Here is a 20,294-nt window from a genome sequence, read left to right as displayed (position 1 = left end):
AAGAGCTGCGGCGAGATCCGGGTGCTGACCGCAATTTCCCCGGCAATCTCGCCATCGCCATGTCAGCAATCGCGGTGCGATGTCGCGATTGGAGGTCGGCACGCAGCTGCAGGTGAAGCGTTCTTCTAGATTGGGCACCATCGATCAACCATCTCCGTGAGCGCACCACGAAGGCGGGGCTTCAAAAATTGGAGCCGCGCGTTGTCGATCTCTGGCCGGACAGGATCATCGATACGACCGCAATCCATATAGGTTGTGAAGCGCAATTCGATCTGCAACGCCTTGCTCGAAGCGCTGTAGTGTTTCCTGCCGCCGGCAAACGGTTCATTGGAAACTGCCCGGAAGCCCCGTCGCTCGAACGCGATCACGGCGATCGCTGTTGTGGCCGGTTGACACGACGCACCCGCAAGTCGCCGATTCATACATCGTCTTCGATGGGTCCGTAAAAACGCGTGCAGATCGAGAAGCAGGACGCGCCCGCACAGTTTTCGGAGACGGCGGATGATGTCAGATAGCGCCTGGTGATAAGGTAAGTGGTACTCGGCCAATCTTTGCGAAAGAGTCGTTGGGTCCGGCCGCTCCTGATAAATCGATGTCCCGTCGAACATAGACACGGAAATCACAGCGTCCTGGAAAGGACCAATAGCAGCCCTTCGGGATCGCGATTTAAATCGGCACGTATCGACTGTGTGTCGCCGCAATGCTCGTGATTCCCAGATCTGGCAACCTCTGGAAGATGCCATTCGTTATTTCTTAGCCATGTTCGGTGAAGTTGAGTGAAAGCGGCCGCAATCGACGGCGGAACGAAGGTGCCGCTGTGGGGACACTAGCAATCACCGGAATGGATATGCCTGGCGCAGGTTGCCCGACCCGATACAGCTGTGGGCAATGCCCTCTGGTCTGCGTATGTCCGCGGACGATGGAGCTCATGGGAAGCGCGCCTCACTCACAATAACCGAGCATCAGCTCGGAGCTCGGCCGCCCAGGCGAACCGACGCGGGGAAGCAATCGAGGGACACCGCCTTCGCCGCGATCCAGCATGATCTTGCGCTTTTGCGCCGCATTCCGTTGCCGAATGCGGGATAACAGCAGCGAACGTCACCTCAAGTTGCACCAAATTAGTGATCCAAGATGCGACTTCTAAGCGAACTCTTTTGGGGCTTCCATATGAAGAGATTTCTGGGATTTTTGTTGATCGCTCAGTTCTTCTTGCTTTTCGCCGAGGCCAGGGCGCAGGGGCTTCCTGCTCCCTCATACTGGAAGAATGAACGGGGTTCAGAGCTGTATGTTTGGTCCACTAATGGCAGGGCAATCCAAGGGACTTTCACGAACCATGCTCAAGGGTTTGCTTGCCAGGGTATCCCTTATCCTGCATCGGGAGCAGTCGGTCCAACCGGACTGTATTTTGTTGTTACTTTTGCCCAGTGCAATTCGTTCACCCGGTGGGTTGGAAAAATTAACGGGGCTCAAATGCCAACGTCATGGACGCTGTTCTACGTTGATAAGAACGGAAAGCCCGGCAAGTTGAAGGGCGCGGATACATTCACGCGCGTATGGTAGTTTTCAATCTTCTTGCAACGTGGCGACCTTAGATCGACAATTCGCTCTCGCGAGTTTCGGACCGCGTCTCTTTGAGACGCGTAAGCTCCGTTTCGCAATGCTCTGGGCTGTCCACGATCAGCAGGTTCGATGCTTCCCGCAAGCCCTGTTGGAACGGCCGAGGAATTGCATCGAAGGGCCTCCCCAGATCCGAAAGGACAGTATAAGCTTGCGTCCAAACTTGTCGGACGATCCGTGCGTTAGCATTTGTTTTCAGGTTCTTGTTTTGAAGCCCAGCGCGGGGTCCGCTAGGGGCCGCTAATGTGTGCGGCGATCGTGCCACTGCGTTTGGTTAACGAATGTGAGTTTTCAGCTCTCGATACTTAAGATTCTCGCCGGCCAACCGGAGGGCCGTGCGAGTCTCGCTGTCCTGAAGGATTACCTAGCGGTATTCTACATCAGCGGTCCGGAGTGGACGGCTCGTATGAAGCGATTGGCAGAGCGGGCCCCGGATCTCAATATTTTCGGACAGAAGCTGGTTGCGCGAGAATCCGGACAGTGGATCATAACGGAAAAAGGCAGGGCCCTTCTTGGTTCGCTGGAACAGATGGCCATGCCGACCACTCAAGAGCGAGCGCTCGAAGGATCGCGTGAGACGCCTCTCGCAAGTAAGCTTCCCGTGCTTCCACCCGCGCTGCAACGCCGCAGCGCCAGCCGCAGGCGTCGCGGCCAGAAACAGCCGAGGACGCGGGACGATCGATCGGCCTAACGGCTCTGTGAAGCTCAGAGCGATGACCGATGTCGCTCAATAGTGAGCGGCGGGGCAACATCGCACGCGACCTACGAGGAGGGTCTTGATCATTCTGCGAACAGTAGATAGATCGCGGTCATTTGCATGGAGATATTATAGTGGCAACCGGTATAGTAAAGTGGTTCAACGCGACGAAGGGCTACGGCTTTATTAGGCCGGATGATGGGGGAGCCGACGTATTCGTGCACATCAGAGCAGTCGAGAAGGCCGGCTACACCGCTCTTGCGGAGGGGGCGCGGATCAGCTTCGAAGTCAAGATGGGTAGCTCGGGTAAGGTGTCCGCAGAAAATCTGCGTTTTGGTTGATTTGCGCCATCAGCTTCGCGGCCGTCGCTGTGTAAGCCGAGCAATGCCTGCGCGGCTCAAGCGATCATCCCTGGGGTCGAGAGCTAGTCTTACTGCATCATAAATTTCGATGACTGCTTTGTCTTGAGATTGCTCTGATACAACAAGGGCATCGAGATAGTGTGGACGCGAGAGCGGCGCTCAATTTCCGCCGGACAGTCGAGATCGAATTTGGAACGTGGCGTTCAGGCCGCAATGGCGGAACCCCTCGGGCGATAAGTTTCGGGAATTGTAACCTCTTTGAAAAACCCGGCCGAACCTGTTGCTGAGGGGGGGAATCGTCTCCCGCTCGGAGACCAGGAATCCGTAGGCCGCGATGCACAGCGTTGCATGATGGTGGAAGCCGCGCCAGCCTCGTTCCCTCGAAGTGGCCAAGACCGATCTCCTGTTTGAGTTCGTGGTAGTCGCGCTCGATGCGCCAACGCAGCTTGGCCGTGTCAACCAGGTGACGGAATCCAATGTTCTCCGGAAGCGTCGAGAACCAATATTTGGTGGGTGCTTCCGCGCCCTCCGGCCACTCGATCAGCAGCCATTCCTGCGGCCGGCTTTCGGCAAGCCAGTAATCTCGATGTGCCGGACGGATGCGCACACGGGCAAAGCGCGAGGATAAGCGTTCTGCCGTCCCTTCACGCCACGTGATCTTGCGCCAAGCACCATCCGACGCGGCGGTATCACCAAGGCTGGCAACGCTCTGGCCAGGCGGGCTCTGATCGAGGGGGCATGGACCTATCGCATGCAAGCCCGCGTCAGTCGCAAGCTCCATGACCGTAACGAGCGCCTGCCTCAAGTTATCCGCGATATCGCCTGGAAGGCCCAGGTCAGGCTATGCGCTCGCTATCGGCGCTTGTCGGCGGCCGGCAAACCCAAGGTGATCGTCACCACCGCCATTGCACGTGAGATGGTCGGCTTCCTGTGGGCGATCACTCGTCAAGTACAACTCGGGTCGGCCGCCTGAAGAGCGCCGACCATATCGGTGCCCAGGGCAGGAGGCAGGGCGCGGTGGGGAATCCTCGTGGCCTGTTATGAGCCGGCATTGCCGACGCTCGCCCTCTAGACCGAGGCAGCCCCAAGACGAAACCACGGTCATGCGGTAGCCAACCCGCGCATGAGAGCTTGATCAACCGTCGTCTTTAGCCCTGCCTCCTACCGTGGGCACCTTCGAAGTCCAGCGTCCGGGCGCTCAGCCGGAAGCGGCTCCGCTTGATCGAGTCGCTTGACAGCAAACATGAGAGCAGGGTGTTGAAAAACTCAGCCGCGTTCGCAAACGAAGGCGGAATCGTCGCCGTTGTGGATGTAGAAGTGGCCGACGAGCCTGCCCGCGGTGCCAATCATAGCCCATCCGCGACCGCAGGATGGATCATTCTCATCGTGCCCTTCCCATGAGAACTCCGCGCAGGGCGAACCGTCGCGGGCGCCGTAGCGCACGTCCAAGAAGCCCTTAAGAGCCCCAAAGGCGATTTCGCCATCGGACTTGCCCTGGAAGGTGAGATGCGCCTCTTCGACAAGATCGAGGAAGTCGCTGTCCCAGACGTCCATCTCGACGATGCGCCAACGTCCGACAAAGGCCTTGGCGAAGCCGGGCACCTTGCCCATCAGCCGGTCTCCGCGATCAACTTGGGCAGCCGCATCAGATTGTAGGCGCTGGCAGCGAAGGTGAAGGCCCATGCGACGCGATCATGGCCACGGAAGCTGGTCTTCTCTTGACCGGCGACCGTCTTGATCCAGCCGAACGCCTCCTCGATGCGCTTGCGGATGCGCTGGCTGACGGCATAGCCGCTGTGCCGGGTCGTTCTCCCGTCGATCGAAGAGCTGCGGCCGCTGGTGTTCTGCGCAACATGCGGCGTTACGTTCATCGAGCGCAGCTCGTTGACGAAGTCCTCTGCGTCGTAGGCTTTGTCGGCGCCAAGCGTGATTGCTGTCGGCCGGTCGGCACGAGGCTCAATCATGTGCAGCGCGGCCACTCGCTCGGCATGCCCGTCGGCCCGCGTCAGGCAGGCGTCGACCAGCAGGCCGTGGCGGTTCTCCATCAGCCCATGCCCGATGAAGCACAGCTTCGTCTCCTTGCCTTTACCTTTGCGGTAGAGCCTGGCATCGGGATCAGTCGTCGAAGCATGGGTGTCGTTCGAGCGTTTCTTGCCGTGGAAGTCCGCATCAGCATTGCGCCCGCCGCCTTGCGCCGGCGGCTCGCCCGAGCCGTCCTTGGGTTTGACGCTCTTCATTGTTGCCGCAAGCCCGACGTCATTTGACGAGTTTGGCGAGTATTTCGGGAGCGTCAACGAAGGCGAAGGGGTTCAGGAACTGCCGCCCCCATAGGAAATTGCGATCGACCTCTGTAAGTGACGCGGCGTCGCATACGTCATTCCAGAATGTCTTGATCGCCCTGATCTGTCGAGCAATGAGATCCGTGGCCTCGTTGGTATCGAGCAGGAAGAGCGGCGCCGCCTTCAGGCAAACGGAGATTTGGCTTGTGCGTTGCTCGCCGACAATGAGCATTGCCTGGGTTGTCTCGCCGACCGTCCTGACTTGCGGGCAGATATCATAGGCGGGCGTCAGCGCGAGATCTTTTCCATTCCAAAAGCCCGCGTGATTGCGGGCATGATCGTCTGTATTGCCGCAAAGGATATTGAACACCATCCGGCCATACAATTCTTTGAGCGTTTCCTTGGGCGAAGTGAACCGGTGACGGATAATAGTCGCAAGGTCTTCGTAGCTTGCGTAACGCGCCATCATCTCGTCGAGCCCGAGCAAGGTCAGCGCTGATACCATGACGCGACGCTGCCATCCGTCATCGACTTTCTGCCGATCGAAACGCTCGATCAGCAGCACCTCTTTGCCGGCGGCGCGCTCGAGAGCGACGGAAGCGGCGGCAAGTCCTGCTTTGGCGGCCAGCCGCATTGCCACGAACTCGGCTTTCACGACATTGTAGAGGTCGTTCTGTGAAGAGAACTTGGTGATGTACTTCTTGCTGTCCGACGTGATCATCGTCTTGGGCCGGGCACCGCCAATCGAGCTTCCGTGCAGAAGCGCGCGATCGAGGTCCTGCGTCAGCGGCAGGCCCTTTTCGACGAGCGCGGTCGCGGCTTGAAGTTCTTCGAGCGATGCAGCCGAAGCCTCCCGCGGCACGTACTTTTCTGCCGACGACTGGAAATCGAGGGCTCCGATGCGGTCGGAGCCAGATTCGAGAAGATAGGTCAGTTCGTCGATCTCCGCAGCGTCGACCTCCTTGCTGCTCTTCCCGAATTTGCGGTTGATGATTACGCGACGTCCCCAGGCGTCGGGAGCCGCGTCGCGAATGCAATTAGGCATCATCAATCCCGGCGTCAGGGGAAGGACCCCACGACGTAACGGCAGTTCCGGATCGTAGAGCGCAATGGCGTTGTTGCGCGCGAGATAGGTCTGTCCGTAGTTGAAGAGGAACTGATTGCCAGAGGCAAACAAGCGGCCGGCCACGACCGGCGTGGTCTTACCGGGTAGCCAGACCCATACGAAGGCCTCGGCCGGCTTCTTGTCAGAAGTCGTCATCGGGCCTCACGCGCGGGGCATGGACGGCTTTCGGCAATAGCCTCATCACGGCCGAATTCGATGCGAGAGCGCTGGTCAGCGTGCGTTCATCCGCTTCAAACAGCGGTACGCCCGCGATGGTGGCGGCTTCGAAAACGGCGCCAAGTGTGCAGCCAAGATCGCCATTCTCGATACGTCGCAAGAGTCCACGGGAAAGGCCCGCCCGGTCGGCGAGCTCTTCGGTCGTCATCTTGCGATCGATGCGGGCCTTGCGGATGAGCTGCCCCAGAAGTGCAGCCGCATCCTTGGCATATCGAGAGTATGGTCTCGTTTTCTTGGGCATCTCACGATCCATTAATAGACCATTGTGGTTAGTATGGCTCATTTATAAACCAATCTCGAGGATCATGTCAAGTTCTGGTCCATCTGTGAACCAAATCCACTCATATGGTTCGTTAATGGATCATCTTGCCTTGCGGAGCCCGAGTTTGAAGCGGCAATCAACCGACTGCGTATAGCCGATCTCGCCACTCGGGTTTGTGAACGAAAACTGCTGCAGCTCCAGGCACCCCCGCCACCTGCAAACCCGGGCGGAAGCACACCAAAGTCCCAGCCTGAAACGACAGACGATGAAGCGCTTACACGTTCATGTCTCTCGAGATCCGAATCGTAAGATTCGAGTCCTCCCGCCGATCGGAAAGCAGAAGCGATATTTCGCGCTGACATTAACGGTGATCCATGCCGAAGAACGCGGGACACCGAAGAACAGAAAGAAAATCGAGTGGAAACTGATCACCGACCTGCCCGTTCAGTCACGCAAGGACGCCATTGAGAAGCTCGAATGGTATGCGCTGTGGTGGAAAATCGATGTGTTCCACAAGATCCTCAAATCGGGCTGCAAAGCTGACGAGTCGAAGCTCAGGACCGCCCAACGGCTTGCCAATCTGATCTCGGTCTTTTGCATCCTGAGTTGGCGGGTCTTCTGGATGACGATGCTCAACCGCTCGGCTCCAGATGCGCCACCGAGCCTTGCGCTGTCCGACATCGAGATCGACCTGCTTGATCATCTTGTAAAGGATAAAGGCCAAAGGTCGTTCCGACAAAAATCACTATCTCATTACCTGACCAAGATCGCACGACTCGGCGGTACCTCGCGCGCTCCAATGATCCCCGCCCGGCAATACGGTTATGTGGCGCGGACTGTCACGCCTTACTGACATCGGGTTGGGCGCCGTCGTTGGGCAGAAATTGTGAGTAATTGAAAGCTTGACCGGATGTGTACGTCCCAAACAGCGCCGATGCGTGTGGAAACGGATTTCGCCGTCGCAAGCGGCTATGGCTCGCTCGATATCGTCAGCAATCAGGAATCCTGGAACCGACGCCAGTTGCCAATTGGCGAAGAGCGTCCTGCTCAGCGCCGCATCTTCGAGCAATCGCCAAGGTCCGCACAGTTAACGAGTGACCCACATTTGCTTGAAGTCTAACATCGGCAGCACGGATAGTCGCACCAGCTCTCCGGCGCCATTTACAGGACTGAGGTGCAGACTGTCGAGGAGCTCAAGCTAAATGATCTCGAAGTACCTCCGACGTTCGAAGTCGGTGACCCGATGTTGAACGGCTTCCCATTCCCAACGGCGGGAGCAAGAAAAGGCTTCAACAAACCTTTCTCCGAAGACATCATTGGCCGCTGGAGACTGTGCAAACCGTGATGTTGCCTCTGATAGGCTTTGGGGCAGTCTCGCGGACGGACGACACATCTCCACGCCTGCATCACCGACGATCGAAGCCGGTAGTGCCACATCCGTCTCGACGCCCAGTATTCCGGAACCAATGGCACATGCGAGCGCGAGATATGGGTTCGCGTCTGCGCCAGCCAGCCTATACTCCAGGCGATGGGCCGACGAATCTCCCGGAATCGCACGAACCGCGCAGGAGCGGTTGTCAACTCCCCAGCTTGGACAGATTGGTGCCCAGCAGCCGGGTACCAATCTCTTGTAGCTATTGAAGTTCGGCGCTGCGAGCACACAGAAATCATTCATGTATTCCAGTTGTCCGGCGATGAATTGCCTCATAAGCTTCGAGACGTTGCCGAACGCATCGCTGTCGTAAAACGCATTCTGACCATCCAAGGACATCGAGATGTGAATATGGCCGGACTGGCCAGGCCATTTCTCGGAAACCTTGGCCATGAATGTAGCCATCATGCCTCGCGTTTGCGCCCAGGCTTTTATCATCGACTTGAATATGGTTGCTCGATCGGCAGCTTCCAGCGCATCACAATGACGAAGTGACGCTTCGACCACGCCAGGCCCCGTTTCAAAGTGCAGTCCGCTGAGAGGTATTCTAGCCTTCTCACAAAGCGCCAAGATCTCATCGAACAGCTCATGTTGCGCGACAGAGCGCGCAATCGAGTAGCCGAACGGGCCCCGTGTTAAAGGAGCCCATTCGCCGAACGGCTTATCTTCAATTGTGTCGGCGTTCTCCTTGAACAGCATAAATTCAAACTCGAACCCGGCAGCGCAGCCGTATCCGTGGTCAGCGGCCCTTCTCAGGACCTTACGCAGAATACCGCGCGGGCAGATGTTCTCATGTGCGCCCGTGAACTCGGCCAGGTAGAGATATTGATCGCCGACATAAGACACTGAACGGCCGGTGCCTGACAGAATACGCAGATCAGCATCTCCGAACGCTGATAGCGGCTTTTGCGTGAAACTGGCCGGAATGACCCGGTCCGAGCAATCCCACGCCAGCACCGCTTCAGAGAACTTGATAACTTTATCGCCATCCGACAGATCTTCACCTAAGACGTGTTTGCCTCGCAGGACGCCATCGAAGTCGCTTACGCCGATCATCGCCGCGCGGGCTGGATTCGCCCCGGTCAACCTGGCATTAGTTGGCATTAGTCGCGATCCACTAAATCGAACACCTGATCCATCCGCATTGCTCGCAACTTGTCATAGTCATCCTCAAGCTGCGTCAAGTCGCTATTCACGAGATAAACGATGCCTGGTGTCGACGCCAAGTCGATCGTCGGAACCAGCTCTTGACCAATCGGAACGAATGCAATGGCATCCGCGAAGCTCGGGAGCTTGCGGATAGCTTCGAGTCCCGGGTAACCGACAACGACACCGCCCATATCGGAGATCAGCGAGACGCATAGTGCGTGAGCTTGCCGCTTGTATGGCCCGCGCAGCCTCATGTACTCACCAAAGCTCTTGGGATCTGCGTAGCGCCAGGCCGTCAGCGTCATATGGTTGTGCCCCAACGCCATGGTTCGTGCTTTTGCCGACATGGTCCCTTGAAGCCTCGCTCCGAAGTCCACCAGAACCGGCCCCCGACGATCGACAATGATCTCAGCATGAGCTGGTCCGTCGACGATCTGAAGCGCCTGCAACGCACGCACCAAGTAGTCGGACAGCTCCTGAACGATTGGTTCGCTGCCCCCCAACAACCTCTCAAGTGAGCAGACCGATGATGCCCCCTGAATAGGAACGGTGTCATAGGTCCAGGCCTCCGTAACGAAGGCTTCCCCGTCGATCGAGACGGCATTTACGGTGTATTGCTGGCCGTTTATTTTTTCCTGCCCAAGGGCAAAGCGATTCAACGCTCCGACACGGTTCGTCTTCCCGACAATTGCGCTTAGAGCCCGCTGAATATCAGCATCTGTCGAGCAAAAGAATACATCCTCGGTACCAGTACTGTTCAGAGGCTTGATCACGATCTCGTCGAACTTCGCTTCATGCTTCCAACTTGCGAACTCTACAGCACTGTCGGACACGACTTGTCTGATCGATCGCACGCCTGCAGAGGTCAGCGCGCAAGACAACCGCGCTTTGTCACGCCGAGCAGCCGATAGCGCGGTGCCATTCGAAGGTAAGCCCAGCCGCTCCGACAAAGAATCGGCGAGCTCAACTCCGGTCTCGCAGCCCGCGATAACGAACTCCAATTCCCTACCATGGAGAGCCTGAAGATGATATTCAACGATGTCGTCATACCCCATGTGCTCGCTGGGGCGAATGACTTCATCATACAGATCCGCATTGAAATGCGATTGGAATATGGGTGGAATCTGTGCAGCCGACATCGCATGCACCGTTCCAATTCCATAGCGCTTGAATTCTTCCGGTAGGTAGCGGCCGGTAGAGTATGCGTCTACGATTACACAGTTCCGTTCTTTCATGCGGATCTCCGATACTGCAAGTAGATGCTGCCGACAGAGACAGCCGTAATGAGAACATTTCCAACGAACGTATGTGACGAAGGCACGATGCGAGAATCGAAGTACTGGAACAGGAAGGTGATGATAGGGGCGGTGGACAGGACCATGTTGACGGTGAAGGGCTCTAGGCGGCGAATGCCCTGCTGGATCAAGAGCAAAGGAACAATGATCGTCGACAGCCCAGTTGTTGCGATCGCAAACCAATGCTGCGAGATCTCGATCACCATAGATGAATGGTCGACCAGTCCCAGCAGCAAGAGAATCGTTCCATAAAAGCGATGCGCCAGCACTTGTCGGCCAGAAAAGCCACGGTCGAACAGCAGTTTAACAAGTATATTTGTAACGGCCAGCGATAGGCCGGCCACGATGGCCAAGACGATGCCAAAGGACGATCGAGCCCCCCACTCCACGCCCGCGTTGCCGCTGGCCGAGATCCAAATCATGTAGCTCCCGATCGTCGCGATCGTAACGCTCACGACAATATCGGATGCTGGAGGGGCGCCCTGGCGCCTGATCAGTGCGTTTAACCACACTGTTGCAGTGGGCCCCAACGCCACCATAAAGGCGACGACGATCGCAGGTTCAGCGTATTTCAGGCCGATAAACAGGCCGATCCAGCTGATCGCTGTCACGGCATTGAGCGCGACGAAGATCAGGAGCGACCATTTCGCCACCCTTGCTTCGCCTCCCTCGTGGTGAGCCAGGAGATTGAACGTCAGACAAATCACAGCGAAGGACAGCAGGAGCGCGACGAACACATCTGCTTGCTGAAAATACGATGCCGCATAAACCTCGCCTGCCGCGCTCACGACGACATAAAGCGCCACAAAGAAAACTCCTAGAGCGAAGCGATTCGTCAATCGCGCACTCTTCCTGTGCCCGCGCGGCGGCGCACGGCCCTCGCAGGACCAGACGCGTACATCGGCTCCGACGGATTCTCGTTTCGACCTGCACGGACCACGTTTGGTTTGAAATGTCACAATCCGCCTCTAGTGCTTCTTAGTTCGGCAGTACCCAACACACGCCTCTCCAAATGCCTTGAACAGTTGCTTGCTGAGGAGATCGGTTGAGACGTGCCATTCGGGGTGCCATTGCACACCGATTTGCAGCGTCGGCGCGCCAATGACCGAGGCCGCCTCGACCAGACCGTCAGGCGCCCACGCCTCCCGCCTCAGCGCCGGGGCAAGCGCCTCGATGCCTTGATTGTGCAGCGAGTTGACTTGCGCTTCGATCGCCCGCGCGACTGGAAAGAGCGCGCCATCGGAACATATGCTGACGCTGTGCGCGGCGTCGTACTGACGGTCTCTAGGACGATCTGACTTCTCGGCATGCATCGCGCCACTTTCCGGCCTCCACTCCGCAAGCGATGGGCGGAGTGTGCCGCCGAAATAGACGTTGAGTTCCTGAAGCCCACGGCAGATGCCCAGAATAGGCATTCCGAGCGCGATGGCGCTCTCTATGGTTACGGCAGAGAGCCTGTCCCGCGGGCGGTCAAGGATCCCAACCTCAACGTCCTGCGGATCAGCCTCCGTCAAGGACGCAGGCGCTCTCAGGACGGCGGGGTCGATGTTCGATTCATCACCAGTCAACACCAGGCCGTCGAGCCGGCGCATGATCGCCGGGGCGATCTCCTCCCTCGCGTCTTCGGCGTCGACCGTCGGCAATATGACGCAAGCCACTCCCGCATGCCGATGGAGTGCCTGCACGTACTTGCGCCGCAACCAGTCACGATGCACACCATCGACCAAAAGACGGTTCGAGGTGACGCCGACCACGGCTCGGGCGCGCTCTGGCCGAAGCAACGTCACGCCCCCTGCCCTCGCGTGCGAACGTCGGCAACGGACTGCTCATACAACCGTCGATTTCGCTCTTTCAACTGAGCTATGACGCTAGGTTGACCTTGAGGTCCCTTGACAAAGAGCCCGCCCCAGGTAGCGGCAACCTTCGCGTAGTTCGGATCCTGCATTCGGATTTTCTGAGCTTTGCGCAACAGCCAAAACGGGATACCCGGCGAAAGGTGATGCTCAAGATGGTATTCATCCAGATTCTGTCCAAGGATGGCCCGCTCGAGGAAACTTCCTTTCCGATTCCTGGTGAGATAGACGTTTTGCGTCTCGGTTTCGCACATAGGTGAGTGCTCAGCGAGCTCGATAAACCAGCCGAGGACCTGAAACGTGGTAAGATAGGGCACGATCCAAAACAGGACGACGATATGGAGCAGCCCAAGAGCATATGACCCGGCCAGGATGCTGATCCAGAAGAGATAGAAGCCATACTTGTCGACAAGTATGGCTGAGCGGCTCTGATCCTCGGCATTTGTGATCGAAAACCGATTCGTCCAAAGATATTTCAGATACGTCACTGTTGCGCCGCCGAAGATCGGCTTCCAGATGATGTTGAAAGCGTACCGCTCCGGAGACTGCACGTCGTAAACGCCGCTGGCCAGGAAGAACTTCAGGTCGGGATCCTTGTCCGGGTCGCCGAGATAGGGATGATGCAAATAGACGTGCGAGATCCGGTAGGCCCAGTGGCGCTGGAACAAGGGATAGGCCGCGAACAGAATGCCGAGCACATAATTCCAGGTCGTGTTCTTTGCGAGCGTGCGGTGAGCCGCATCATGAGCGATGGTTGTCAATCCGCGCTGATAGGCACCAATCAGAAGAACGGCCAGCGGGTAGAGCCACCATGAGACGGACACAGTCGCGAGCGTGCACGCTGTGATCACAGCGTAATCTTTAGCAATATAAGCGGCTCCCGTTATGTTGTCGGGCCTCAACTCGGAGAGCTGCCTATTGATCTCTCGGCTGAATTGAACGGCCTCATAGCGTGATGACCTCAATTTCCAAGCCTCTGCCTGATTCATGAGAACCTCTTCCTGATCGCCTTGCGGGTTGTCAGATTGCGGAAAGCGCCTTGTCCAGATCGCGTACGATGTCGCTGACATCTTCTATGCCGACGCAAAGTCGGATCGAGCCGCCAAATATGCCGGCGGCTTCGCGCTTTTCCCGCGGGACGGTGGTGTGGGTCGTCGAGACAGGATGGGTCACGAGCGTGCGGGCATCCCCTACATTCGAAACGTGATACATCAAGTCGACGTTCTGGATGAACTTGCGCCCAGCCTGTTCATCCTCCACTTCGAACATGACCATCGCCCCGTGCCCGTATGCGGCATTGAGTGTCTGGTCGACGGTTTCCCGATCGGCGCCTTCAAAGAGCCCCGGGTAGAAGACACGGCGCACTTTAGGATGCTCCTTGAGAACGTCGGCCACGATCCTGGCATTCGCGCAGTGCTGCTTCATGCGAAGGGGCAGCGTTTCAAGCCCTTGGATCAGTTGAAAGCTCGCAAACGGGGCGATCGCCGCGCCGGTATCGCGCAACCAGGTCATTCGAGCCTTGAGGAGAAACTCGCTCTTTCCAAGATCGTCGACATCGCGCACCGCGTTATGCCAGACAATTCCGCCATGCGCATCGTCGGGACGGTTGAACAAGGGAAAGCGAGAGGCTCCCCGGTAGCTAAACTCGCCGTTGTCAACGATCAGTCCGCCGAGCGTCGTGCCATGGCCGGATATATATTTCGTTGCGGAGTACGTCGTAATCGCAGCGCCAAGATCTGATGGCCGGCATACTAGTGGCGTCGTCGTATTGTCCACGACCAAAGGCACGCCGTACTTTCGGCCGATCTCCACCAGCTGTTTGACGGGGAGCGGAATCAGACAGGGATTCGAAATCACCTCTCCGAACAGGCATATCGTGCGATCATCAATGGCACGTTCGAACGTCTCGGGCCTTCGAGGATCTGCCGTCCTCACGCTGATCCCAAGACGCTTTAATGTGTTGTGGAGCAGGTTCCAGGTATTGCCATATAGATACGGAGAGGCGACGACATTGTCCCCCACATCGCCACTTGACAGGTTGACAATAGCAAGGAACGTCGCCGCTTGACCTGACGCAACGGCGAGCGAGTCGCTTCCCATATCGACGGCGGCGTAGCGCCTTTCCAGCGCGCGGGTCGTCGGATTGATGATCCTCGTATAGGTGAACCCATCAGCCTTAACGTTGTAGACGTCAGCAATGTGGTTTAGATCGCCATCGAGTTCATAAGCCGTATTCTGGTAAATCGGCACTGCGACGGCTTTCGTCACCGGGTCGCTTCGATAGCCCGCATGCAAAACAGCAGTCTCGGCAGAGAACGACAGCTGCGGGTCCGCAGCCGCTCGAGCCGGCATCTTTACGCGAGCCCCGCATGTCTCTTGGCCCGATATCGGGCCCGCTGACCGAGCCTGACCGGACCGGAAATATGTACGAAAAGCGCACCCCAACTGCTCGATCCAGCTGGATTGGATTTCCCCGATGCAACCGACTCGAAAACTCCGCGTCGCAAGATGCAGCTTCGAGTAGATGTAAAGGTTGTGGGCCGCCAAGTGGCGATACAGCCCATCGAATCCTGCCTGGTCCACGATTCCGGACGGCGCACTGAACGCGACGCAGACCGGCGACTGCAAGTCCGCGGACAGCAGCGGAGACACTACTCCTTCGAGTTCTTTGACGAGATCGTCCCTGACCTTCTCGTATCTGCAGCGCCTGGCATCAATGCCCTCCTCGTGCAGAATCTTCAAGGCCTTTGTCGTTGCCTGAACGACGTGGGTGGGAGGGGTCGATCGCCACTCGCCGGTGCGCTCGAGTGAGAGCCATTGATCTCTCACGTCGAGCACAAACGACCTCGGTTCTTGAACCGCATTCTCCAGCAGCTCGCGAGACGCGATGACAAACGCTACTCCCGGCGGCCCTTCTATGCACTTGTTGCTCGACGTAACCAGGACGTCAGGTCCACGCTGGCTCAGGTCGATATTAAGGGCGCCGAAAGAACTCATCCCATCGATGATGGTCTTTACGCCACGTCGCCTCGCCTCCTCCACGATCGCGTCCAGCGGATTGACGATCCCGGTGGTCGTCTCACAGTGCACGAGACACAGGTGCGTAACGCCAGGGTTTCGGCTCAGATGCTCGCCAATTTCTTGAGGATCCAAAGGATCGGTCGCTCGCTTGACAAGCTTCAGTGCTTCGACGCCCCACAGCCGCAAAATTTCTAAAATGCGCTCGCCATAGATGCCGTTTATGCAAACGAGCGGCCTGTGGGCTCGGGACACAAATGAAGAGAGAGCGGCTTCCATTGCAAAGGAGCCGCCTCCCTGAATAGGCACCACCGAATGGTCGCCAGCATTTCCCAGCAAGTTGAGCATCAGCCGCCTCATGCAGGCGGTCACTTCCTTGAACTCGCAATCGCGCGATGCGAGATCAAGCTGCATCTGGCTCCTGACCGCCAGCGATAACGACAATGGACCAGGCGTCAGCAAAGAGCGCTGTCTTGTCAAACCATTCCTCCTCAAGTTGTATTCGTCAATGGATCTGAAGTACGCCCACCCCACCAGGGGAGCCCCTGTGGCGAGCGTCGACTTCCTCGGTCAACAGCTTAGGAACGTCATAGATCGCGGGCGCGTTTCTGGTCGGCGTCCGAAAAGCCTGCCGGATGACAACCTCCATATCTCATCGCAGATGCAGAGCGATCTTCAAAGCTCCTCACCGATGCCATTCAGACCTCCTAGAAATTGGCTTTGCGACCGCGCCCTCGAACGCAATTGGCGCCGACGCGCGCTCTCACCCAGCCATCACGCATGCGCAGGTTTTAGCGTGGTCGCCTTCTTGCGTCGCGAAGCGGCAGGTCGGCCGACCGACTTACGTGTGAACCTGCGCCATTCAGGCAAACTTGACGTTTGGAAATCGATGCAAATCATCGCGCCCGGATGCAGATCAAGGCATGGCACACTTGATAATCGTCGTTGGCAGCGGGAGTCTGATGCGTGGGCTTGAGACTTGATGCATTCGCACACCGTCGCTCGTTGGAGGGTTTGGGACGCTGATGACTGCCGTTGTCCATTTCAAGATCGTACAACTTGACGTTAGGGGCGTTTCAACCCTCTCCAGGATTTTCTTGCGTGAATTTTTCCTGACACGTCCTCCCATCTGGCGGCGACAAGCCGACGTGGGCGGCAGAGTGCGGAGATTCACAGCGAGCTAGAAGAAGTTGATAGTTCGATATCAGGACCGTCGGCATTCCGCCTGCGAGCGCGATATCTGCAGGTAAGTGATGGCCCAATCTTCCCGTTCACGTACGATCCTCGCCATACCCCCAGATGGAGGTACCGAGCTTCTCCGCCGTGCCGGCGAGATCCGCCTGGAGGCTCATGCCTGGAAAGTGTACGCCCTCGTCGCACATGACTGCCGGCATCACGTCGTTGCGCTTGAATGGAGCGGCCTTGGTCGAGTCCGGTTCGAAGGCAATCTGAGCGACCTTGCGATTGCTGACCCTTTAGCAACGATCAGTTCCATACCTTTCGGCGAGTCGCCGTGAAGCAGAACATGTCGTCCTGCTTTGCTAGCATTACAGTTGCTTTTTTGATTTGAAGTGGGCGCGTTGAGCGGCAGCCTGGTGAGCTCTGCGCCAGAAAGACCATGCGATGATGTGTGCGGGTTGAATCCGCTTTCGAGCAAGTCTGATGGCAATGCGGCGTATTTCCTGGATTGACCAACGGATCAGTGGTGGGGTGGTTATGCTTTGGCTTTTGCCGGGGGGCGCCGTTTCGTTTTTTTGGGCGGTGGCGGATTAGCGCGATGTCGGATCGCGGCCATCATGGCGAAGGCGAGCATCACCAGGGACACATGACGGTGCCAGCCATGCCAGGACCTGCTTTCGTTGTGATCAAGCCCGAACTCGTTTTTCGCGGTTTCAAAGCTGTCCTCGATCGCCCATCGATGGCCTTCGACCGCGACCAGCGTTTCAATGGCTGTTCCCGCTGGGCACCAGGTGGTGAAGAAGGCGAGGTCATCATCGGCGATGCGACGACGGATCAGTAGACCGCGTGTCCACAAACCGTCATTTGCACTGTTGGACTGCTCGGCCTCGAGATCGGCCAATTCGAGATAACACCAATCGTGCAGCCGCGGCCCCTTGGTTCCGGCTCCCGCCGACAGGCGCTTCCAGTCGGATGAGCGCCGCGTCCGGGCGAGGTCTGCAGCCGTACCGGCGACCGGCGGTCGCTTGCCCCAGGATCGAAACACATGAGCGCTGCTGACCCCAAGCACGTAGCCTTTGCCTGCCCGACGTAGTTGCTGTTCGATGTTGCCAACACCGTAGACGGTATCACCGGCAATCCACTTGAATGGTATAGACGCGGCTATCGCGCGCGCGATCATTCTCGTCGCCAGCTTTGGTTTGGTCGCAAAGCCGACATCGGCAGGCACATATGTGGCTTCCAGACGATCTGGATCGTCGGTCCATTCCTTCGGAAGATACAACGCGCGATCGATGAACGCATGGCCATGACGCGAAACATAGGCAGCGAAGACGCCGATCTGGCAGTTCGTGATCTTCCCTGCCGAACCAGTGTATTGCCGCGCCACTCCGCATGACGCTTTGCCCTGTTTGAGAAAACCGGTCTCGTCGATCACCAGCACCGCATCGTCATCCGCCAAATGCTCGATGACATAGTCGTGCACGATATCGCGCAGGGCATCAGCGTCCCAGTCTCCACGACCCAGAATCGCCTGCTGCCGCCATGGGCCGGGATCGCCAGCCGCCTCCGCGCGCATCCAACCGGTCTTGCGCTGCTCATCTCCGAGCAGACCTTCCAGGAACAGGCCTGCATTCGTCGCAACACGCTCTTGCGTGAACAACGGACGTATCCGTTGCTTGATCTCTCGAAGCGACGCCGCCCACAACGCAAGCGTCTCCTCAACCGACGCGGCCCGCGCCCACGACATTCGAATCATGGTTGCCCATGGATTCAGAAGCCCGCAATAAAAGCAACTGTAATGCTAGGGTCTGTTTGGATTCATCTTGAATTTGTCACGGCGGCGGTGAGATTGATCATTGCTTCGAAGCTGAGGTCAGTTTTGTCGGCTCGCATGGCGATCCGCTTGAATTCCTTGAGCTTGCAGAAGAGGTTTTCGATCAGGTGCCGCCATTTGTACATTTCCTTGTCGATGGCGAGAGGATTTGCGCGCCGCGGGTGCTGGGAGATGACAACCTTGGCGCCGCGTGCGTCGAGGTCGGCGATGATTGCGTTACTGTCGAACGCCTTGTCTGCAATCAGCGCATCGAAGGCCAGCCCTTCGATCAGCGGCGGGACACCGACCGTGTCAAAGCGCTGCCCAGGCAGCAGCACGAAGCGCACGAGATTGCCGAGCGCGTCGGTCAGTGCCAGGATTTTGGTGGTCATTCCACCTTTCGAGCGGCCGATGGCCTGGTTTTGCGTCCCCCTTTTGCGCCCTGTCCGTGGCGGTGGACTTTGACGATGGTAGCATCGACCATGACATATTCCATGTCCGGCTCGTCTGAAACCGCATCAAACATGCGCTTCCAGACGCCCGCCTTCGCCCAGTCGCGAAAGCGCGAGTACGCAGTTATCCAGTTGCCGAAGGCGCGCGGAAGATCGCGCCACGGACTGCCCGTGCGGGCAATCCACAGCACGGCTTCGACAAACAGCCGGTTGTTATTGCCGCTCCGGCCGGGATCGCTAGGCTTGCCAAGACACAGCGGCTCCATCTTCGCCCATTGGGCGTCAGTCAAAACGAATCGGTCCATCCCAAGCTTGAATCACAGCCAAGCCAGGATGAGAATCTTGAGGGTTCTGTGAGGTCGCGCTCACGCGAGGGCGCGGCAGGCGCTTATGACGCGACCTCATTGAAGCCGGATTGAACGAAGGCGCGGGAGGCTATGCGCGGTTTTGCAGCTATGGGGATTGTTCGAGATCGCAATGCCCGATCTGCTGGCTCGGCGCGAGAGGCAGAGAAACGGGATGTGCGCATCGGGGAAGAGTTGAGATCAGACGCGCTTCGCCGGAGATCGCGATAGGCTTTTTGCTGCATCGGACGGTTGTTGTGGCGCGGTGTGACAGCACGGATTCGACATCGTCCGCGATGATCGAGACGCTGGGAGCGAAATGACGAATGATGATCGTCGTGCACTGCATGACTTGGCTCACGATGTGTCGCATCGGAACGGTGATGTTCGAGGGCTGGGGCGTCTGAAGCTATGTCGAAAGCGCTCAATGATGCGCATGACGCCACCACAATCGGGACAGGCAGGAGCCTCGGCCCAGGTTTGAGCTTCCGAATCCACAGGCGACGGCTCGCCATCGTTTGGCGCTGTCCGCTCACGATCGAGAAGTTTGCAGCAAAGGGCGAGTTTGGCAGCGCGATGGCCGTTGGCCATGAAGCCGAAGTGGCGGATGCGATGGAAGCCATCGAAGAGCCGCGCCGCGCTTACCACCGCCTATGCGGCCGGGCTCAGGGCCTCGGAGGTTGCGGGACTGCGGATCGAAGACATCGACAGCGCCCGCGGCGTCATCCAGGTGGTGTTGGCCTATCTCGGCCGCTACACCCATCGCGTCGCCATCGCCAACAGCCGCGCACAGACGATCTGGTTCAGCGCCGGCCATGATATGCCGGTCGAGACCAGATGCACCTGGAAGGCGCGGACGTCTTCCAACTCTAACCGGTCAGGTGATCGGCCAAAATAGCGGCTGAACTTCGAACCGCGCTGATGTAGGATCGCTGCGTCGCCGGCGACAGATTGCGGGCGGTCATGTCTTCGATCATGCGGCGGCGAAGAGGGCTCAAATCGGCCATCTCGATACTCCTGTCTGAGGGGGTGGGCTCCAACCCCCACATCCTTCAGCCAGGAGGCGATCTACGCCACCTTGCCCCTTACGCCGCGGCAGCGGCTTCGTTCAATCCTAATAAAAAGCCAAATTCTAACAATCTGTTCGCGGTAGGGACACCCATCACTGGGCGCCCCCCGCGCAGATCCCGGCGAGCCCAA

15 protein-coding genes and 6 pseudogenes are annotated in these 20,294 nt (G+C 58.0%); 5 read left to right on the top strand and 16 right to left on the bottom strand.

Annotation, left to right across the window (positions count from 1 at the left end; translation table 11 throughout):
• Window positions 1-125: 125 nt before the first annotated feature.
• Window positions 126-743 carry an N-formylglutamate amidohydrolase gene (locus WN73_RS14785; protein WP_097670003.1) on the bottom strand — a complete coding sequence of 206 codons (618 nt, stop codon included), beginning with the start codon at window positions 741-743 and terminating at the stop codon, window positions 126-128.
• A 424-nt stretch (window positions 744-1,167) separates the two neighbouring features.
• Here WN73_RS14785 and WN73_RS14780 point away from each other — a divergent pair, with 424 nt between their 5' ends.
• A complete protein-coding gene (locus WN73_RS14780) occupies window positions 1,168-1,560 on the top strand; it encodes an avidin/streptavidin family protein (protein ID WP_097670005.1) in 393 nt (130 codons plus the stop codon).
• Between the two features lie 888 nt (window positions 1,561-2,448).
• Window positions 2,449-2,655, top strand: coding sequence for a cold-shock protein (locus WN73_RS14775; protein WP_271553470.1), 207 nt, complete (start codon window positions 2,449-2,451; stop codon window positions 2,653-2,655).
• Between the two features lie 224 nt (window positions 2,656-2,879).
• Here the strand turns inward: WN73_RS14775 and WN73_RS14770 are convergent.
• Window positions 2,880-3,364: pseudogene (locus WN73_RS14770) on the bottom strand (transposase); the annotation flags it as partial.
• Here WN73_RS14770 and WN73_RS14765 point away from each other — a divergent pair.
• Window positions 3,344-3,649 (top strand): annotated as a pseudogene (locus WN73_RS14765) (IS110 family transposase); the annotation flags it as partial. The pseudogenes WN73_RS14770 and WN73_RS14765 overlap by 21 nt on opposite strands.
• Before the next feature lie 293 nt (window positions 3,650-3,942).
• On the opposite strand, the gene WN73_RS14760 reads toward WN73_RS14765, so the two are convergent.
• The 4 genes and pseudogenes from WN73_RS14760 to WN73_RS14745 form a co-directional block, all read right to left on the bottom strand.
• Complete coding sequence (locus tag WN73_RS14760) at window positions 3,943-4,287, bottom strand: hypothetical protein (RefSeq protein WP_097669821.1); 345 nt, start codon at window positions 4,285-4,287, stop codon at window positions 3,943-3,945.
• Window positions 4,287-4,919, bottom strand: a pseudogene (locus tag WN73_RS14755) (transposase); the annotation flags it as partial. The gene WN73_RS14760 and the pseudogene WN73_RS14755, both read right to left, overlap by 1 nt.
• A 13-nt stretch (window positions 4,920-4,932) precedes the next feature.
• Window positions 4,933-6,216 (bottom strand): type II toxin-antitoxin system HipA family toxin, encoded by a 1,284-nt coding sequence (locus tag WN73_RS14750; protein ID WP_097669822.1) that lies wholly within the window; start codon window positions 6,214-6,216, stop codon window positions 4,933-4,935.
• On the bottom strand, window positions 6,203-6,538 hold the full coding sequence (locus WN73_RS14745; RefSeq protein ID WP_097669829.1) for a helix-turn-helix transcriptional regulator: 336 nt from the start codon (window positions 6,536-6,538) through the stop codon (window positions 6,203-6,205). Before WN73_RS14745 ends, WN73_RS14750 begins: the two co-directional genes overlap by 14 nt.
• 286 nt (window positions 6,539-6,824) lie before the next feature.
• On the opposite strand from WN73_RS14745, the gene WN73_RS14740 reads away from it, so the two are divergent.
• Window positions 6,825-7,412: a hypothetical protein gene (locus WN73_RS14740; protein ID WP_179880082.1), complete on the top strand. Its 588-nt coding sequence runs from the start codon at window positions 6,825-6,827 to the stop codon at window positions 7,410-7,412.
• A gap of 345 nt (window positions 7,413-7,757) precedes the next feature.
• Here WN73_RS14740 and WN73_RS14735 read toward each other — a convergent pair whose 3' ends face one another.
• The 9 genes and pseudogenes from WN73_RS14735 to WN73_RS14695 form a co-directional block, all read right to left on the bottom strand.
• Window positions 7,758-9,095 carry a glutamine synthetase family protein gene (locus WN73_RS14735; protein ID WP_097669823.1) on the bottom strand — a complete coding sequence of 446 codons (1,338 nt, stop codon included), beginning with the start codon at window positions 9,093-9,095 and terminating at the stop codon, window positions 7,758-7,760.
• Window positions 9,095-10,375 carry an ATP-grasp domain-containing protein gene (locus WN73_RS14730; protein ID WP_097669824.1) on the bottom strand — a complete coding sequence of 427 codons (1,281 nt, stop codon included), beginning with the start codon at window positions 10,373-10,375 and terminating at the stop codon, window positions 9,095-9,097. The genes WN73_RS14735 and WN73_RS14730 overlap by 1 nt, the downstream gene beginning before the upstream one ends.
• Window positions 10,372-11,274, bottom strand: a complete 903-nt coding sequence (locus WN73_RS14725; RefSeq protein WP_097669825.1) for a DMT family transporter — start codon at window positions 11,272-11,274, stop codon at window positions 10,372-10,374. Before WN73_RS14725 ends, WN73_RS14730 begins: the two co-directional genes overlap by 4 nt.
• A gap of 129 nt (window positions 11,275-11,403) precedes the next feature.
• Window positions 11,404-12,189: a gamma-glutamyl-gamma-aminobutyrate hydrolase family protein gene (locus WN73_RS14720; RefSeq protein WP_245570244.1), complete on the bottom strand. Its 786-nt coding sequence runs from the start codon at window positions 12,187-12,189 to the stop codon at window positions 11,404-11,406.
• Window positions 12,190-12,218: 29 nt separating this feature from the next.
• On the bottom strand, window positions 12,219-13,277 hold the full coding sequence (gene rtxC, locus WN73_RS14715; protein ID WP_097669827.1) for a dhydrorhizobitoxine desaturase: 1,059 nt from the start codon (window positions 13,275-13,277) through the stop codon (window positions 12,219-12,221).
• A gap of 31 nt (window positions 13,278-13,308) precedes the next feature.
• On the bottom strand, window positions 13,309-15,720 hold the full coding sequence (locus WN73_RS14710; protein ID WP_161536430.1) for a 2-aminoethylphosphonate--pyruvate transaminase: 2,412 nt from the start codon (window positions 15,718-15,720) through the stop codon (window positions 13,309-13,311).
• A gap of 857 nt (window positions 15,721-16,577) precedes the next feature.
• On the bottom strand, window positions 16,578-16,700 hold the full coding sequence (locus tag WN73_RS14705) for a hypothetical protein (RefSeq protein WP_271553464.1): 123 nt from the start codon (window positions 16,698-16,700) through the stop codon (window positions 16,578-16,580).
• Window positions 16,701-17,020: 320 nt separating this feature from the next.
• Window positions 17,021-18,241 carry an IS701 family transposase gene (locus tag WN73_RS14700; protein ID WP_097669484.1) on the bottom strand — a complete coding sequence of 407 codons (1,221 nt, stop codon included), beginning with the start codon at window positions 18,239-18,241 and terminating at the stop codon, window positions 17,021-17,023.
• Between the two features lie 62 nt (window positions 18,242-18,303).
• Window positions 18,304-19,016: pseudogene (locus WN73_RS14695) on the bottom strand (IS5 family transposase).
• A gap of 703 nt (window positions 19,017-19,719) precedes the next feature.
• On the opposite strand from WN73_RS14695, the pseudogene WN73_RS14690 reads away from it, so the two are divergent.
• Window positions 19,720-19,827, top strand: a pseudogene (locus WN73_RS14690) (tyrosine-type recombinase/integrase); the annotation flags it as partial.
• 53 nt (window positions 19,828-19,880) lie between these two features.
• On the opposite strand, the pseudogene WN73_RS14685 reads toward WN73_RS14690, so the two are convergent.
• A pseudogene (locus tag WN73_RS14685) lies at window positions 19,881-20,101 on the bottom strand (phage integrase N-terminal SAM-like domain-containing protein); the annotation flags it as partial.
• Window positions 20,102-20,294: the final 193 nt, after the last annotated feature.

This window comes from Bradyrhizobium sp. CCBAU 45394, from assembly GCF_028128655.1.
In the GTDB taxonomy this organism is placed as follows: domain Bacteria; phylum Pseudomonadota; class Alphaproteobacteria; order Rhizobiales; family Xanthobacteraceae; genus Bradyrhizobium; species Bradyrhizobium diazoefficiens.
Note: the sequence above shows the minus strand (reverse complement) of the source record. Positions and strands in the feature narration are given on the sequence as shown.

Coding starts and splice junctions, on each gene's coding strand:
- WN73_RS14785 (WP_097670003.1), bottom strand. CDS start 743: ATGGCATCTTCCAGAGGTTGCCAGATCTGGGAATCACGAGCATTGCGG.
- WN73_RS14705 (WP_271553464.1), bottom strand. CDS start 16,700: ATGCCGGCAGTCATGTGCGACGAGGGCGTACACTTTCCAGGCATGAGC.
- WN73_RS14750 (WP_097669822.1), bottom strand. CDS start 6,216: ATGACGACTTCTGACAAGAAGCCGGCCGAGGCCTTCGTATGGGTCTGG.
- WN73_RS14735 (WP_097669823.1), bottom strand. CDS start 9,095: ATGCCAACTAATGCCAGGTTGACCGGGGCGAATCCAGCCCGCGCGGCG.
- rtxC (WP_097669827.1), bottom strand. CDS start 13,277: ATGAATCAGGCAGAGGCTTGGAAATTGAGGTCATCACGCTATGAGGCC.
- WN73_RS14760 (WP_097669821.1), bottom strand. CDS start 4,287: ATGGGCAAGGTGCCCGGCTTCGCCAAGGCCTTTGTCGGACGTTGGCGC.
- WN73_RS14740 (WP_179880082.1), top strand. CDS start 6,825: ATGAAGCGCTTACACGTTCATGTCTCTCGAGATCCGAATCGTAAGATT.
- WN73_RS14710 (WP_161536430.1), bottom strand. CDS start 15,720: ATGCAGCTTGATCTCGCATCGCGCGATTGCGAGTTCAAGGAAGTGACC.
- WN73_RS14700 (WP_097669484.1), bottom strand. CDS start 18,241: ATGATTCGAATGTCGTGGGCGCGGGCCGCGTCGGTTGAGGAGACGCTT.
- WN73_RS14745 (WP_097669829.1), bottom strand. CDS start 6,538: ATGCCCAAGAAAACGAGACCATACTCTCGATATGCCAAGGATGCGGCT.
- WN73_RS14780 (WP_097670005.1), top strand. CDS start 1,168: ATGAAGAGATTTCTGGGATTTTTGTTGATCGCTCAGTTCTTCTTGCTT.
- WN73_RS14730 (WP_097669824.1), bottom strand. CDS start 10,375: ATGAAAGAACGGAACTGTGTAATCGTAGACGCATACTCTACCGGCCGC.